This is a genomic window from Polynucleobacter sp. AP-Nickl1-40-C4 (genome assembly GCF_035012665.1).
In the GTDB taxonomy this organism is placed as follows: domain Bacteria; phylum Pseudomonadota; class Gammaproteobacteria; order Burkholderiales; family Burkholderiaceae; genus Polynucleobacter.
Map to the genome: position 1 here is coordinate 9,874 of NZ_JAYGQR010000011.1, position 17,718 is coordinate 27,591.

Consider the following 17,718-nt stretch of genomic DNA (forward strand, 5'->3'; position numbering starts at 1 on the left):
AAGTTTGATACCTAAAATTACGCAACCATCGCATAGAAAGAGCTGTGAATCACAGTTCAAAGCCGCTAAGTTATTAGCGGCTTTAGCTATTGCTGGTCTGGCTGGACAGGCGCTAGCTGCCCCTCCCGCCGCTAATGCGTTGCCAACAGGCGGGAAAGTTGTTGCTGGTACAGCAGCCATCTCCCAGGCGGGTAACACTATGAATATCAATCAATCCAGTCAACGTGCTGTGATTAATTGGAATAGTTTTGATGTAGGTTCACAAGCAACGGTGAACTTCAATCAACCCAATTCCTCTGCATCAACCCTCAATTACGTCAATAGTGCTTCAAAATCGATGATCAATGGCGCAGTCAATGCCAACGGTCAGGTGATTTTTGTAAATAACAATGGCGTGGTGTTCGGTAAGGGTGCTGAGGTGAATGTGGGTGGCATGGTGGCAACCACCATGAACATCTCTGCAACAGAATTTATGTCAGGAAATAATACCCAGGTATATGAGGGTGGCACTACTGGCAAAATTATTAATAAAGGCCATATTACTGGCAATAATATTAATAGTTATATTGCATTAATGGCGCCACAAGTAGTTAATACCGGCGTTATTACTGCAACAATGAGTGGTAATAATGCGATTGCATTAGTTGCTGGTCAAAAAGTGACTTTGAAATTTTCTGGCAGTCAATTTGTCAGTGTTTCAGTTGATGCTTCAGTAGTAAATGCATTAATTTCAAATAAATTATTAATTAATGCAGGTAGTGGTCAAGTAATTATTGGCGCAAATGCTGCACAGAATTTAATGGGCTCACTCATTAAAAATACCGGCACTATTTCTGCATCCGATATTAATACTTCTGGTGGAAAAATCTCATTAACTGCCGACACAATCGAGCAAAGTGGTGTGATTGAAGCCAATTCTGCACAAGCAACGGGTGGCAATATTAGCCTTAAAGGTAATAACATTACTTTAGCAAGCGGTTCAAAAACCACTGCCACTGGTGCAGCAGCCGGCGGAACTATTAATGTTGGCGTAAACAACGCAAACAATCAATCAGTTCAAGACGCTATACAAAACAATTCCTTAGCAAACACAGTTTCCGTACAAACTAACGCAACTGTAGATGCATCTGCTACCCAAAACGGTAACGGTGGAACCATCAATATTTGGTCTCAAATCAAGACCTTAATTGCTGGAAACCTCTTCGCAAAGGGTGGGGCACAAGGCGGTAATGGTGGCTTCATCGAGACTAGCTCTAAGGGCAACGTCTCCATTGCAGCAAGCTCAATCATAGATACATCTGCCCCAAATGGCAAAACTGGCATGTGGACAATAGATCCGCAAGCCTTAATTATTGATAGCGCAGCAGCATCCGCTATCAGCAATGCCTTGAATAGCACCAGCGTGACATTGGATGCAACGGGTAACGCCTGCGCGTTTGGATCATGCACGGCCAGTCAATCCGCGTTGATTCGTATCATGGCTGGTGCCGATATCTATTCAAGCAATACAGCAACCTCATTGAACTTGATCGCAACTGGCGGCCAGATTGACATTAATAGCAACATTACTGCTGGACAAGTATATGCAGTAGCCCAGGCTATTAATGTAAATGGTTCTATTAATACTAACGGTGGAAATAATTCCAATATTTATTTAGCTGGTGCCATTATTAATATTCTCGGTAATATTAATTCCAATGGCAGTAATAGTAATAATTCGAATAATACAAATTCAAGCAATTTAAATTCTGCAAATACGACTACTGCGAATAATCGTCGCAATGGTCAAAATGGTTTAAATGCAGATAGCAATACTTATACAAGTAACGGCGGTTTAATTAATATTCTGGCAACTGGTGATATCAATATCGGCAGCAATAGTTATATCTCAGCAAATGGTATTAATGGGGGAGCAGTCACGATTGTTTCAACAGCCGGCACAACAACGATTAACGGTATTGTCGATTCAATCGGTAAAGTAACTAACGGCGGCAATATCGCCATTGTTGGTAAAACCCAAACAGATTTAATTGGTGCATTAATTAGTTCAGAAGGATTAAGCCAGGGTGGCGTCATCAATTTGGGCCAAGTAAATAATTTGGGTAATGGCACTATCCTTGCGCCACCAGCAACTGCACCTCCAGCACTCACAAATTTCGTGAACACAGCAGTAGCAGCGGCAGTAGATTCAAACAACAGTATCACTAGCAGCAACATCAATCTTGATAGCCAAACTGGCATCAATGCACCAAACGGCACTATCGTCGTCTTCGGTGACCAGATCCAAATCAACAATTCATCTCTAGCAGCCATCAATGGCGACATTGCTATTGGCCGTCCAAGCTATAGTCAAGGCGCAGTAGCTAGCTTAGTTGCAATTTCTAACTCCACATTGACCGCAAACCGCGTAGAGACCTCTGGTGATTTGTTGGGCACTCAAAATACAGCGGTTGTATCAAATGAGTGGCTGCTTGACCCAACCACCGTCACTATTACCGCTACTGCTTCAACGGGCGGCACACTGGCTAACGCACTTGCAGCCACTGGTACGTCAAATATCAGCACGGCGGATATTGTTGCGGCCATTAATGCCGGCAATACGGTCAACGTAGTAGCAACAGGCGCAATTACTCAGACTGGTGCTTTAGCATTTGCGCCAGCTACAGGCATCACAGGCACCTTGATTTTGGATAACCATTTAACTCAAGGGTCAAGCATTACCTCTTCAGGCGGAATTACTTCTTCAGGGGCAGGTACGGTTAATTTGCAATTCCTTGCTGGCGGTCAATCACTCGTTAGTGGTGCAATTACAGCAAGCAGCGGCCCAATAAATGTGGTCATGCAATCTTATTGGAAGACTAACACTAGCAATGTGGCCTCAGGAGCTACCGTTTTAAATACTGCCCCCATAACGACGAGGGGTGGATATGTCATCATGGACGGTACGGGCGGTACTATTAATTTAGTTAATCAAACCATCACAATGGGCACAGTCAATGTTGGCTATCTACAAGACATTTATCCCCAAGCAAGCATCAACACCACCACAAATGCTGGAGTAGTAAGCGCTACTTCAACAGGTGGCAACTTTATTGGTGCCGGTTACAGTGCCGTATCCGGAGGAGGCATTGGTGCCTATGAGAGTAATGCCGCCACCTTAAATATTGGCGGCTTCGTTAATATTCAAGCAAAATCTGCAGGTACCAATCAGTACAGTTATGTAATTTCCGCTTACGGGGCTGGACCAATTAATGCGGCTGGCAATATCAATATAACCAATACTAGTTCTTCTACAGGACTAGCCGTGGGTGGTATTTACCTTAGCGCTGGTACAACTTTAACTTCATATACCGGTAGCGTAAATATAAGCAACAACAGTACCGGCAGTGGAAGCGGACTTCAGATACTTGCTCCAATTGCTGCGGCGACTGGTATTACCATAAACAACAACAACCTTAATGGAACGGGTGTTTATTCCACTGCAGCAATTTCAACAACTAGTGGTGCTATTACCATTAATAGTACTGACAATGAGGCTGGATTCTTTGCGGTAAATCTTACTGGGTCCGTAACCGCTCCTCAGGTTGACATTACCGCAAGCAATACAAATGCAACAGGTAAGGGTGTTAGCGTTACTGGCGGTGTGACAATTACTGCGGGAACTTACGCTACGGTTGGTGATGCGTTAAATATCACCTCAACAGTTGCTACAACCGGTCTTGCGGGTGGCATTGTGGTGACTGGTGGTGCCATCACTAATAACTCTAATGGTGGTGATGTCACATTTAAGACCAATGGTGACATTACAGCAACATCTGCGGTCAGCTTTGCTACTGCCAATACAACGAACCATGCACAGACAATTACCTATGACACCACATCAGGCAATTTAAATAGTCAAATAACGATTGGAGCCATTACTTCTCAGGTCGCCTCAATCAGCGAGCCAGTTAACGTTACGGTACTAGCAACAGGCGCAATTACTCAGACTGGCGCTTGGGCGTTTGCGCCAGCTACAGGCATCACAGATACCTTGATTTTGGATAACCATTTAACTCAAGGGTCAAGCATTACCTCTTCAGGCGGAATTACTTCTTCAGGCGCAGGTACGGTTAATTTGCAATTCCTGGCTGGCGGTCAATCACTCGTTAGTGGTGCAATCACAGCAAGCAGCGGCCCAATAAATGTGGTCATGCAATCTTATTGGACGACTAACACTACCAATCTTCAATATCAAGGTACCGTTTTAAATACTGCCCCCATAACGACGATGGGTGGATATGTCATCATGGACGGTACGGGCGGTACTATTAATTTAGTTAATCAAACCATCACAATGGGCACAGTCAATGTTGGCTATCTACAAAACATTTATGTCCAAGCAAACATCAACACCACCACAAATGCTGGAGTAGTAAGCGCTACTTCAACAGGTGGCAACTTTATTGGTGCCGGTTACGCTGCCGTATCCGGAGGAATCAATGGTGCCTATGAGAGTAGTGGCGCCACCTTAAATATTGGCGGCTTCGTTAATATTCAAGCAAAATCTGCAGGTACCAATCAGTACAGTTATGTAATTTCCGCTTACGGGGCTGGACCAATTAATGCGGCTGGCAATATCAATATAACCAATACTAGTTCTTCTACAGGACTAGCCGTGGGTGGTATTTACCTTAGCGCTGGTACAACTTTAACTTCATATACCGGTAGCGTAAATATAAGCAACAACAGTACCGGCAGTGGAAGCGGACTTCAGATACTTGCTCCAATTGCTGCGGCGACTGGTATTACCATAAACAACAACAACCTTAATGGAACGGGTGTTTATTCCACTGCAGCAATTTCAACAACTAGTGGTGCTATTACCATTAATAGTACTGACAATGAGGCTGGATTCTTTGCGGTAAATCTTACTGGGTCCGTAACCGCTCCTCAGGTTGACATTACCGCAAGCAATACAAATGCAACAGGTAAGGGTGTTAGCGTTACTGGCGGTGTGACAATTACTGCGGGAACTTACGCTACGGTTGGTGATGCGTTAAATATCACCTCAACAGTTGCTACAACCGGTCTTGCGGGTGGCATTGTGGTGACTGGTGGTGCCATCACTAATAACTCTAATGGTGGTGATGTCACATTTAAGACCAATGGTGACATTACAGCAACATCTGCGGTCAGCTTTGCAACAGCAAACACTACAAATCACGTACAAACCTTAACTTATGACACTCGTACTGGTAATTTAAATAGTCAGATTACAGCTGGCATATTTACCTTTAACGCGACCGGCGCCATAAGTCCGGTCAACTATCAGATTCTGTCTAATGGTTCTGCATTAACTATCCCAGCTGTAACCGTGTCTGGAACAATCTTGCTGGACAATACTTGCGCATCAAATGCAAGTTATACCTGTTCAACACCACTAACCGCTTCATCTGCTACAACAGTTAATACCACTGCATCTATTGGTATTTCCTTAACAGGTGCGCAGACATCAGGGCGGGGCATTACTATCAACGGCATTAATGCCAGCGCCTCTAATGCTGCCGTTGCATTAGGCGCAAATGGTTTAACCGTTACTAGTGCTGCCTCATTTCCAACGGCTGGGGTCAATGCAATTTCAGTAATCGGAAATAAAAACACGGCCAATATCGGTAATCCTGGAATTACTTCAACAGGTGCGCTTGCAGTCCAATCAAGCGGCGGAGATATCTTATTTAAATCCAATGGAGATGTATCTCAGTCTGGGGCCGTTACTCTGGCCGCGAATAATACCGGCCATGCTCAGGCAGTAACATATGACGTAACATCAGGGAATCAGAATGCTTCTATCGTAGCTGGAGTTCTCACATACACAGCTAGCTCTTCTCCTGCAAGCAATCCAGTCAATTTCAGTGCTTTAGCAAGTGGTGGGTATATAACTGTTAGTGCTACAACTGTTTCGGGATCAATAACGGCTGACAATACCTATGGCTGCACAGGGGCTAGTTGTACTCCAGCGAGCGGATATTTAAACATGTCTACCATTAGTACATCAAATGCTTCAACTGGTGTCTATGTGACTGGTTCGTTGAGTGCGGGAAGTTCCATTACGATTAATGGAGCAAGCGCGAGTCAAATTTCAGGTATGAATAGTGGTGCGGTTACTCTGGCTGCTATCACTATTTCTGGCTCGCAGGTAAGCGCAGGCAACCAAATCAATATTAGTGGATTTAGTAATGGCGTAGGACATGGTTTAGCTTTTATGGGTAATGTCACCATTAATTCCGGTACTGGTCCTACTTTGGTAGGTGGCGACATTAATGTGTTAGCTGTTACTAGCGCGTCGTGCTGTAGCGGATTTTTTATGAATAATGCTGTATCTGCAGAAGTATCAGCCAATGCTTATGGTAGTAACATTAACTTCGGCACATCAGCCACCCCTATTAAAGGTGCTTTAGGTATCAATGGCTACACATCATCCTTCAATACATTGAGGGCAACTACTGTTGGTGGTGTTGGTGGCAATATTAATATTTACGCTCAAGGGTTTGCACTTGGTTATAGCGCTGCATATATTGCTGGCACTATTACTGCAGATGCCAACGTGGTAATTAGCACGTCTAAAACTGATGCAGGTCTTGCTGCAGCACTTAATTTATCTGCAGCCATTACTTCTAACAATGGAACCGTTTCAGTCACGGGAACTACCTCAAGCGCTGCTAACTATGGGGCATCAATTACTGGAGTTATCAACGGTTACGCAGGCGTCACTATTTTTGGCGGGCCTAATGGCGCTGCAACTGGTGGGGGTGTATCAGATACGGCAACCATTACCTCTGCAGCTGGACCTGTAAGTATCACCGGAATTTCAACTACTGCTATGGCTGTATCGGATACCGCACTCATTACTGGTAACTCTATTACTGTTACAGGTACCGGTACTACAGCAGCAACCGTGGTTTCCTTGGGTGCAATGACAATTAATGCCTGTTCGGCAGGGGTTGCGTGTAACTCCAATAATATTTCTGTGACTGGCAACGATACTGCTGCTGGTGGAAATACAGGCATTACTCAAACCGGTGCTATTACTGATAATGCTAGCGGTGGAAATATCACTTTCACCTCTAACAATGCGATTAGTCAAAGTGGTGCGGTAACGGTAGCTCCCAATACCAGCGGTACCGCTAGCTATATTACTTACAACACTACCAGCGGAAATCAACTATCTACGATTTCAACTGGTGCCTTAACCATTGGCGCTGGAACTAGCAGCTCTGCAATTAATTACATAGAAAAATCAAGCGGCTCTGCATTAACAATTGGCGCAACAACAGTTCCTGGTTATATTTTGTTAGACAATACCTATGGCTGCACAGGGGCTAGTTGTACTCCTGCGAGCGGATTCATTACCGCTGCAAATGGAACAACTTACGCAACATCAACTGGAAACGGTGTTAAGGTTACTGGTAGTTTAGCTAGCGGTTCCTTTGGCGGAGCTACAGGTATCACCTTAAATGGCATTTCCAATTTAGCCGCTGCCACTGGTGTGACATTGCTACCGGCTGTTACGCTAAATTCCACAACAACGATTTCAATAGCCGGAACATCCTTAGTTGCTGGTTCATACGGAGTCGACTACAGTGGCCTCGCAACTAATGGCTCAATCACGGCCGTTGGTAATATTTCTATTACTGGAAATACTCCCAATAGCGGAACAGCCAACTATATGTCGTCCCCGATTACCTCTACGGCAGGTTCAGTGACTTTGGTTGGCACTTCAACCACTGGCGCACCAATGACAGTGACTGCAGCCATTTCATCTGCAAATGGAGTAATCATTAGAGGTACTGGTACAACTGCTACAACTGTTGTCAATCTTACTGGCACGATTACCAATGCCGCTGGAGATATCACCATTACAGGAAATGACACTGCAGCGGGTGGAAACACTGGCATTACCCAAACTGGTGCTATTACTGATAATGCCAATGGCGGCAGTATCTATTTCATCTCGAACAATCAGATCAGCCAGGCTGGAAACATTTCGATTGCTCAAAATACTAGCGGTATCGATTCCGTCATTAGCTATAACACCACCAATGGCAATAAGTTATCCACTATTAATGCAGGTGCAGTAACCTTCCTAGGCACTTCAACAAGCCACATCAATTACAACAACATCGCTAGCGGTGCTCCAATAATTGTGAATAGTGCGCTTAATGTTCCTGGCTCAATTACTTTTGACAATACCTACCTTGCAGGAGTGCAGGGCGGCATTAATGCCTCAAATGCATGGCAATATGGCACGACTGCAGCAAACGGTATTGCTATCACCTGCGCAACCACAGTAGCTTGCGGAAGCTTAACCGCTAATTACGGTATCTATCTTCGAGGTGTAGTGGGTGCTTCATCATCCTCGGCTAATCAGACGTTTGATGCTGTTTCGATTAACGCCGTAGCACCTCTCGCAATTACATCAAGCGGAACCTTTGCGGCTGGAACTGATGCGATAAACATTGTGGGCATTACGCCACAATTTGTAGTGACTACTAATGCTACGCCAACGAGTGCTGTGAAGGGCAATGCCATCGGTATTTCAGGTGCTGTAACAATTACCAATAATTCAACCGGTGGTAATACTAATATTGTTGCCTACCAAGGTCGTTATAGCGATGCAGTCACAATCACGAATGCATCAACAGCGGGAGCGTTGGAATTAAGTGCAATTGGAACCACAGCCGATATCGTAACTGTTGCTGGAACCCTGTATACCCAAAATTCTAATGCTGGCGTATTCATCGCTACGTCCAATAACGGTAACGTCACGCCACCAAAGATTATTAACAATGGAACAGGACCAGTAGTCATTGAGGCGGGTGCTTATTTGCCAGTCGGCACTGTTTCATCGGTTTGCAGTGCGGCTGATTGCGGTCAAATAACAGCCTTAAGTGGAAACAACATCACGTCGCCAAACGGTAACGTCTATTTGTATGCCGGTTCGCCTGGAGTTACCGCCGGAACAACTTCCACACAAGCCTCCTTAGGATTGCTTTCTCCTAGCTTGGGTGATTTCACATTCAGCAATACATTGTTTAGCCAGGCTTATGCCGCTGGTAACGTTGCAGCTACATCATTGCCTATCTTTACATTAGGCGGCATTAATACTGCAAACGTAGCAGGTGGTACAGGCGGTACTAGCTGGAATACTGGTGCAATTACTTCTACAAATACTGGCCCAGTAATTCAGTTCCGTATTTCACCAAGTTACACAGCCACGTTATCAGGCAACGTGACTAAGGTTTATGGAACAAACGACCCATTAGCTACTGCGGGTAACCTTACTACTCCAGGCAGTCTTGACTATCAATTACAGGCCCTTTATACAAAAACGACTAATAATTCAGGCTGGGTGTCTAATGGTACGGTAGTAGGAACAGGTTCTTCGGCGATTACCTGTGCAAGTACAGATGGATGTGCGCTGATCACTGTTAATAGCGTGAACTTTGTCGTTCCATTGGACGCTTTTGTTAACTCTTTGCAGGCATTGCCCCCAACTCCACGCACAAGTTATGGCACGCTTGCGGGTGAGCAGGTTAATACCGATAGCACAAGCTACACCTACAACATCACAAGCACACACGGCATTAGCGTAAGTTCTGGCGTGACTATCAATAGCCAAAGTTTTGGCAATGTTGGCCTGGTTATTACACCTGCACCTCTGACTATTACCGCATCGAATCAGGCTGTGCAGGCAGGAACAGCCTTGCCTTTGGGAACCACCGCTTTCACTAGCACCGGTCTCATAACTACAGTTGATGGAGTAACTTTAGGGGATTCCATTACGAGTTCAACCTTAACATCCAATGGTTTAACCACGGTTCCGACAACCTTGGCGTCTGGAGTTTATGCTCCTCCAAACGTCAATAGCATCACCCCAAGCGCTGCGGTATTTGCCCCGGTTTCTGGATCACGTGGTGCTGCGAATTATGCAATTACTTATGTGGGCGGAACCCTTACATCTTCTGTAAATGCAATCGTCACCATCACCGCACTTGCTGACACCAAAATTTACGGTAATAGTACAACTACTAACGGCGTAACCTATAACAGTAATGGCTTGGGAGTGGTAACTATTGGCGGAACAAGCTATTCCATCGCTGGCTTACCCAATGGAGATGCTTTAACTGGACTGTCTTTAACTAGCTTGGGTGGAATAGCAACAGCGCCAGTAGGTAGTAGTTACCAAATCACCCCATCTGCAGCAGTGATTACCGGCACTGTTGCTTACACGCTGAACTATGTTTCTGCGCTAATGACAGTTCAACCTCGGCCAATTACGATTGCTGCCGTTGGTATCACCACCACATATGGCACGCCGGTTACAGTTTCACAAAATCAAACAACAGGCTACACAATAGGCGGCTCTGGTTTGGGTGCAAGCGACACATTAACAAGCGTCGCCGTCAATTACTACAATGGCACTACGAATTCCACAACCGTACCCGGTTCCACTGGGGCAGCTACTTATAACGCTGCGATTACTACAAGCGCAGCGACTGGTACCGGCGGCTTTAACTCTACCAACTACAACATTACCTATACGCCAGCCAACTTGGTGGTTAATAAATTGGCTGTATCCCTTACTGCCAATTCCCAAAGCACTGTATATGGAACAGCGCTAGCATTAGGAACAACGGCTTACACCAGCAGCCTGTCAAGCTTGCCGAATGGCGACACAATTTCTGGGGTGACATTGCAGTACAACAGCTCCGCAACTGTTCCTGGCACTACTAATGCGCTTACTTATACCGGTGGAATCGTTGCAAGCAGTGCAACAGGTACTGGCGGCTTTGGCGCAACTAACTATGCCATCACTTACAGCCCAGGAAATCTCACCGTTACCCCTGCTAACGTAGTGATTACACCAGCGAACGTTTCCGCATCCGGTCAGACCGTGATGTACAACGGGGCAGCTCAAACATTCAATCCATCTACTGGATTTACCGTAACTGGTATGCAGAATAGCCAAGCCCTAGTATTTAGCACTAATGGCCTGGCATCTGGATTAAATGTTGGAACTTATGCTAATACGATTACTACCTCAGGAAGCAATCCAACCGTTACAGGCGTAACGAACGGCGGGTCACTTAGTAACTACAACATTAGTGTTTCAGCACAAGGCTCACTCACGATTACCCCAGCGCCATTGAGCGTAACGGGCGTAACAACAAACGTAAGCTATAACGGCTCACTACAAGCCAATACTGCACCAGCAGTGGTGGGCTTAGTGGGACAAGACCTCTTAACGAGCAATGGCATTAATGTGACAGGTGTTGCATCTGGTACCAATGCCGCTACATATGCAGATACATTGGCTGTGAGCGCAAAAGGGATCACTCAACTTAGCAACTACACCCTGACCAAAACCAATGGTTCACTCATTATCGGTAAATTGGCCGCTTCCATTACCGGCGCAACTACGGTTAATCCATATACCGGGCTTCTACAAACCAATACCTACACAACCACCGGTATTTTGAGTGGTGATACCGCCAATGTAACTATTGCAGGAAGCGCTGCTGCGACCCACGTATCCCAAGGTACAGTGCCAGACGTATTCTCGGTATCGGGTAGTGCAGCAGGAAACTATGCCTTCACTTACGCGCCTGGCTCAATCACGATTACTCCAGTAGCACTCTCTGTTGTTGGCGCTAATACCACCCAGGTCTATAACGCGACTACTCAAACGAATTCTGTAGCAACTGTTACTGGACTAAAAGCTAGCGATACAGCCACTATTGGTGGTTCTTATGGCGCCGGTAAAAATGTAGGTACTTATGCTGATGCCTTAACTGTTGGCCTTAGCAATTCAAGTGACTACACAATCGGTGTAACCAATGGATCGATTACTATAACTCCAGCAACCATTACGATCAGCGGCATTACCGCTAACAACAAGGTCTATAACGCCACAACTGCAGCCACCTTGAACATTGGAACGATTACCTACAGCGGTGTATTTGCTGGTGATACCGTTTCAGTAAACACCTCTAACTTATCCGGCACTTTCGTAGACAAGAATGTTGGAACAGCTAAAACTGTCAATATTAGTGGGGTAGTACTTGGTGGCAGTTCATCAGCGAACTACCAATTATCTGGTGGTGCTAACACGACGACTACCGCCAACATCACGCCGGCACCATTAACAATTACTGGCAGCAATTTAACAACGACCTATAACGGTGCAGCACAATCGTTAACATCACCAACCGTTGTAGGTGTAATTGCAGGCGATAACGTGGTTGTAGCTACAACTGGCGGTACTGGCACAAATGCAGGGACTTATAGCACTAGTTATGCTGCTAGCGGCACTGATGCTGGTAACTACACCGTAACTTCGAATACCCCAACGCTCACAATTAATAAAGCGTCTTTAGTGATAACTGCAAACAATGCGAGTTCGTTCTACGGTCAGGTTGATCCAGCCCTAACTGCATCAGTTGCAGGATTGCAGGGTAGCGATACTGCGCCAACTTATACGGTAACTCGTGCACCTGGAACAGCAGTAGGTCCATACGCTATTACAGCAGCTGGAGTAAGCAGTAATAACAACTACAACATCAGCTATGTGCCAGGTGTATTTACTATTTCACCGACAGGTGTTCTGGTAATTACGATGAATGCTGCTACAACAACCTATGGCACAGCAGCAACACCAACAACCGCAACGGTCCAGTACGCCACGCCAGCGGGTAGTGGTCCAGTAACGGTGACTACCCTGACCAACTCCTCCGGCAATATTTGGACCGATGGCAGCTACTCCATCACAATTACACCAAGCATTACTAGTGTTGGTGTTACCCCGGTAGTTAGTGGCGCTAGCACCACTTGGAATGTAGGTTCGTATACCAATGCTGTAAGCAATACTAATAACTACACACAGTCAGGCAGCCCGTTCTCCGGCGTATCCACAATTACCAATACATTGACGATTACTCCGGCACCATTGACGCTGACAGTTGCTGATGTATCCAAAACCTACAACGCCAATGCCGTAACTGCGGCCCAAATTACAGCGGGTAGCCTCACTGGCGGTGTGACTACCGGTGTAACTGTTACTGGCGGCGCTTTGATGAATAGTCAAACTATTGCAGGCTTAGGTGGTGTTGTGTATAGCGGCCCAGCAGTTGGCGCTATTAATGCGAGCTCAACACCATATGCAATCAATGGTTCAGTAGGTAGTGGATTCTCAAACTATGCAGTGACTGTTGTTCCAGGTGCGCTGACTGTTAATACCGCTCCGTTGGTAGTGAATGGTGCATTGACAAACCTTACCTACAATGGCGCATTACAAACTAATGCAGCTGCAACTATTGCAGGATTGCAGGGTAGTGATACCTTAACTATTGCTGGTTATGCAACTGGTACCCATGCTGGTACGACAGCAGACGCGTTAGTAGCGACTGGCGCTGCTGCTAGCAACTACAGCATTACCTATAACAATGGAGCATTGACTATTAATCCAGCGGCATTGTTAGTTACTGGTACCAATAATCAATACGCCTATAACGGTGCATTACAAACCAATACTGGCGCATCTGTCAGCGGCCTCAAAGGGTCTGACACAGCAACTGTTGCTGGTTATGCAACTGCTACGCACGTAGCCCAAGGCATTGTTCCTGATGTATTAGTGGCCACCGTGTCTAGTCCGTCTGACTACGTCGTAACTTATGTACAAGGCAGCTTGCAAATTACGCCAATCGTGATTACTGCTGCGGTCAATACTGCAACCGTGATGTACAACGCTGCCTCACAAACTACTGGTTTTGTGGTGACAGGCCTCAAAGGTACTGACACGGCAACTGCAGCCTCTGGTACGGCTACTGGTACTAATGTTGGTACCTACACCAGTAACCTCGTTCTCAATACGTCAAGTGATTACACCGTTGGCGCTATTACAAATGGTACTTTGACTATTACACCAGCGCCTTTGACTATTAGCGGCGGTTTAACTGCTAACAATAAGGTGTATGACACTACCAATGCTGCAACTATTGGGGTGACTGGTAATCAAACTCTAGCCGGCGTGCTCGGTACAGATGCGGTTACTGTGTCATCAACTGGCCCATACACTGGCGCTACGTTTACCCAATCTAATGTTGGATCTGGCTTAACAGTTACTCCAGCAACTACTTCATCAGTTATCAATGGCGCTAGCTACACAACGATGGCTGGTGTTACCTTGGGCGGTGCTGCAGCAGGTAACTACTACGTAACTGGAGTAGGGCCACAAACCTTAACAGCGAACATTACACCGGCACCATTAACAATTAGCTCTGGCTTAACTGCTAACAATAAGGCTTATGACGGCACTACTGCAGCTACTATTAGTTCAGCTACCCAAACCTTGGCAGGCGTATTGGCATCTGATGTTGGTAATGTCGCTATTAGTTCATCTGGCCCATACACTGGTGCGTTTAGCCAATCAAACGTCGGTACAGGCTTAGCAGTAAGCGCAAGTACGACGCCAACTACGATTGCTGGCGGTACTTATAACGCGATGACTGGCGTAACCCTATCTGGTAGCGCGCAAGGCAACTACTATGTTGCTGGCTTAAGCACACCAATTACTGCCAACATTACGCCATACGTCATTAATTTCGGCAGTGGTTCGGGTCCTAATATTGCTGCTGTGGCAAATAACAAGGTTTACACCTCGACTACTGCAGCAAACGGTAGCTTGAGTATGGTGAACCTGTTTGGTACGGATTCAGTATCAGTAAGTTACACCAGCGCTGCATTTGCAAGTCCGAATGTAGCTACTGGCGCTACCGTTACCTTTAATGGCGTCACTTTATCGGGTGCATCTGCAGCTAACTACAGCATTGGCTCCACACCAGTAACAGCGACTGCAAACATTACTCCTGCATTGCTGACCATTACTGCGGTGGATAAGTCCTCTTTCTATAGCCAAGGCTTGGCAACATTAACCCAAGCGCCAGCAATAGGGCTCTTAGGTAGCGATACGGTAACTGGCGCAACGATTACGACTACTGCAACTTCTACAGGTGCAAATGCTGCTGTTGGCACATACCCAATTACGATTAGCGCTGCAACCGGTTCTGGTTTATCGAACTACAGCATTAACTATGTGCCTGCAAATTACACAATCGTAGGGCCTGGCGCCTTAGTGATTACCACTGCTGGTGTTACCACACCATATGGCACGGGTACATCGGGAAATATCCTTGCACCTGCATTGCCAACAGCCACATATACCACTGGCGGCACTAATATCAGCTCTTTAACTTATGTAAGCTCATCAACTACTGGTGATGTAACGAGCTATGTATTCCGTGATGCCGCGCTAAACACGGTTACATTTAACCTAACGCCATCCAATACAACTACCAGCACATCAAACAATATTAATGTTGGTAGCTACGCTTACGCAGCTTCCAACCTATCTGCAGTTGCTACCGGCTTAACTTCAGCTATTCCATCGGGTAATTTCACAGTAACGCCATTGGCTGTAACGGTTACCGCTACACCGACAACAAGCATGTATAACGGTAGTACCCAGAATCAATCAGCGGCAACGACTTCCCCCGCCATCTTGACTAATGACGTAGTCAATATTGGTGGCATTGCTTCTGGCAAGAATGTAGGCGTCTATGTATCGAATTTGTCGACTACTGGTGCGGATGCGGGTAACTATGCTTTTACTTATGTTAATAACAATCTAACCATTACGCCATTCATCATCGGCTCTAGTGGTAGTGGCGGTCCAAGCATCGCAGCTACCGCGAACAATAAGGTCTATGACACTACGACTGTTGCCTCTGGCGCACTGGCGATGACGAACTTGTTTGCTGGTGATTCTGTATCGGTTGCCTATACAAGCGCAGCTTTCGCAAGCCCTAACGTGGCTAACGGCCTAACAGTAAGCTTTAGTGGGGTTACCTTATCGGGCGCTGCAGCTGCTAACTATTCAGTTGCAAGTGTGCCTACTGCAACAGCCAATATCACTCCTGCGCCATTAACCATTAGCGCTGGCTTGACTGCTAATAACAAGGTCTACGACACAACCAATGCCGCTACGATTGCCGTAACGGGTACGCAATCTTTAGCTGGGGTGCTGGGTACAGACGTGGTATCAGTAAGTTCTACCGGCCCATACACGGGTGCAACATTTAGCCAGTCCAACGTAGGCTCAGGTTTGACAGTGACGCCGGCGACTTCTGTTGTGAATGGCGTAACAACCATGACCGGCGTAACCTTGACAGGCGCAGCAGCAAATAACTACTACGTGGCGGGAGTAGGGCCTCAGACATTAGTGGCTAACATTACACCGGCACCTTTGACCATTAACGCTGGCTTAACTGCAAACAATAAGGCGTACGACGGCACAACTGCAGCTACCATCAGCTCGGCCTCTCAAACGTTAGCGGGTGTATTGGCGGCGGACTTAAATAACGTGGCTGTAAGCTCATCCGGTCCGTACAACGCTACCTTTGCTAGTAAAAATGTGGCTAACGGCATTACCGTGACACCAAATACCACCCCGACAGTGATTGCAGGTGGCACCTATAACGCGATGAGTGGTGTAACACTCTCAGGTAGCGCTGCGTCGAACTACTATGTCACTGGTACAGCGTCCCCAATTACTGCCAACATCACGCCATACATCATTAATTTCGGTAGCGGCACAGGCCCGAACATCACCGCAGTAGCAGATAGCAAGGTCTATACCTCTACTAATACTGCAAACGGCGCATTGTCGATGGTCAATTTATTCCCGGGCGATTCAGTAGCGGTTAGCTACGCGACTGCTACTTTTGCTAGCCCAAATGTGGCTAACGGAATTACCGTGACATTCAACACGCCAACCCTGTCTGGTGCAAGCGCTGCTAATTACTCAATTGGCTCAACTGCAATTACTGCACCAGCTAATATCACTCCAGCCCCTCTAACAATTACCGCAGTCAATAAGTCTTCTTTCTACAGCCAGGCTCTTGCTACCTTAACTCAAGCCCCAGCAGTAGGGCTCTTAGGTAGCGATACAGTTACAGGCGCAACGATTAGCACTACGGCATCAACTACTGGGGTTAATGCTTCCGCTGGTACCTATCCAATTGCAATTAGCGCAGCAACTGGTAGCGGCATCGGCAACTACGCAATTACCTATATTCCTGCAACGTATACGATTGTTGCCCCAGGTGCTTTGATGATCACAACTGCTGGTGCCACTACACCATACGGTACAAGCACATCAGGCAACATCATTACCCCCGCACAACCGGTTGCCTCATACAGCACTGGTGGCTCTAATATCAGTGCGTTAACATTTGTTAGTGCAGCTACAGTTGGTAATGTCACAAGTTATGTATATCGTGATGCGACTAGCGCTTTAGTGAGCTTTAATCTCACACCAAGCGGCACAACCACCAGCACCTCCGGAAACATTGTTGTGGGTAGCTATGCCTACGCTGCAAGTAATTTGGTATCTGCCAGCTCTGGATTGACCTCTGGATCTGCGATCACCAGCGGTAATCTGACCGTTACTCCGTTGGCTGTAACGATTACTGCGCCAACCACTGCTGCACTGACTTACAACGGTCAAGTTCAGACCCAGGGTCCTGCAGTAGCATCGCCAGCAATTCTGACAAATGATTTGGTAACGATTTCTGGCGCAGCTAGCGGTAAAAACGTCGGTGTATATGGTTCGAATTTGGC

Annotated in this window: 1 protein-coding gene; it reads left to right on the forward strand. The window is 46.4% G+C overall.

Features of this window, described 5'->3' with window-relative positions:
• Positions 1 to 4 precede the first annotated feature (4 nt).
• On the forward strand, positions 5 to 17,718 hold a 17,714-nt coding region (locus VC182_RS11630), incomplete at its 3' end, for a YDG domain-containing protein (protein WP_323484121.1).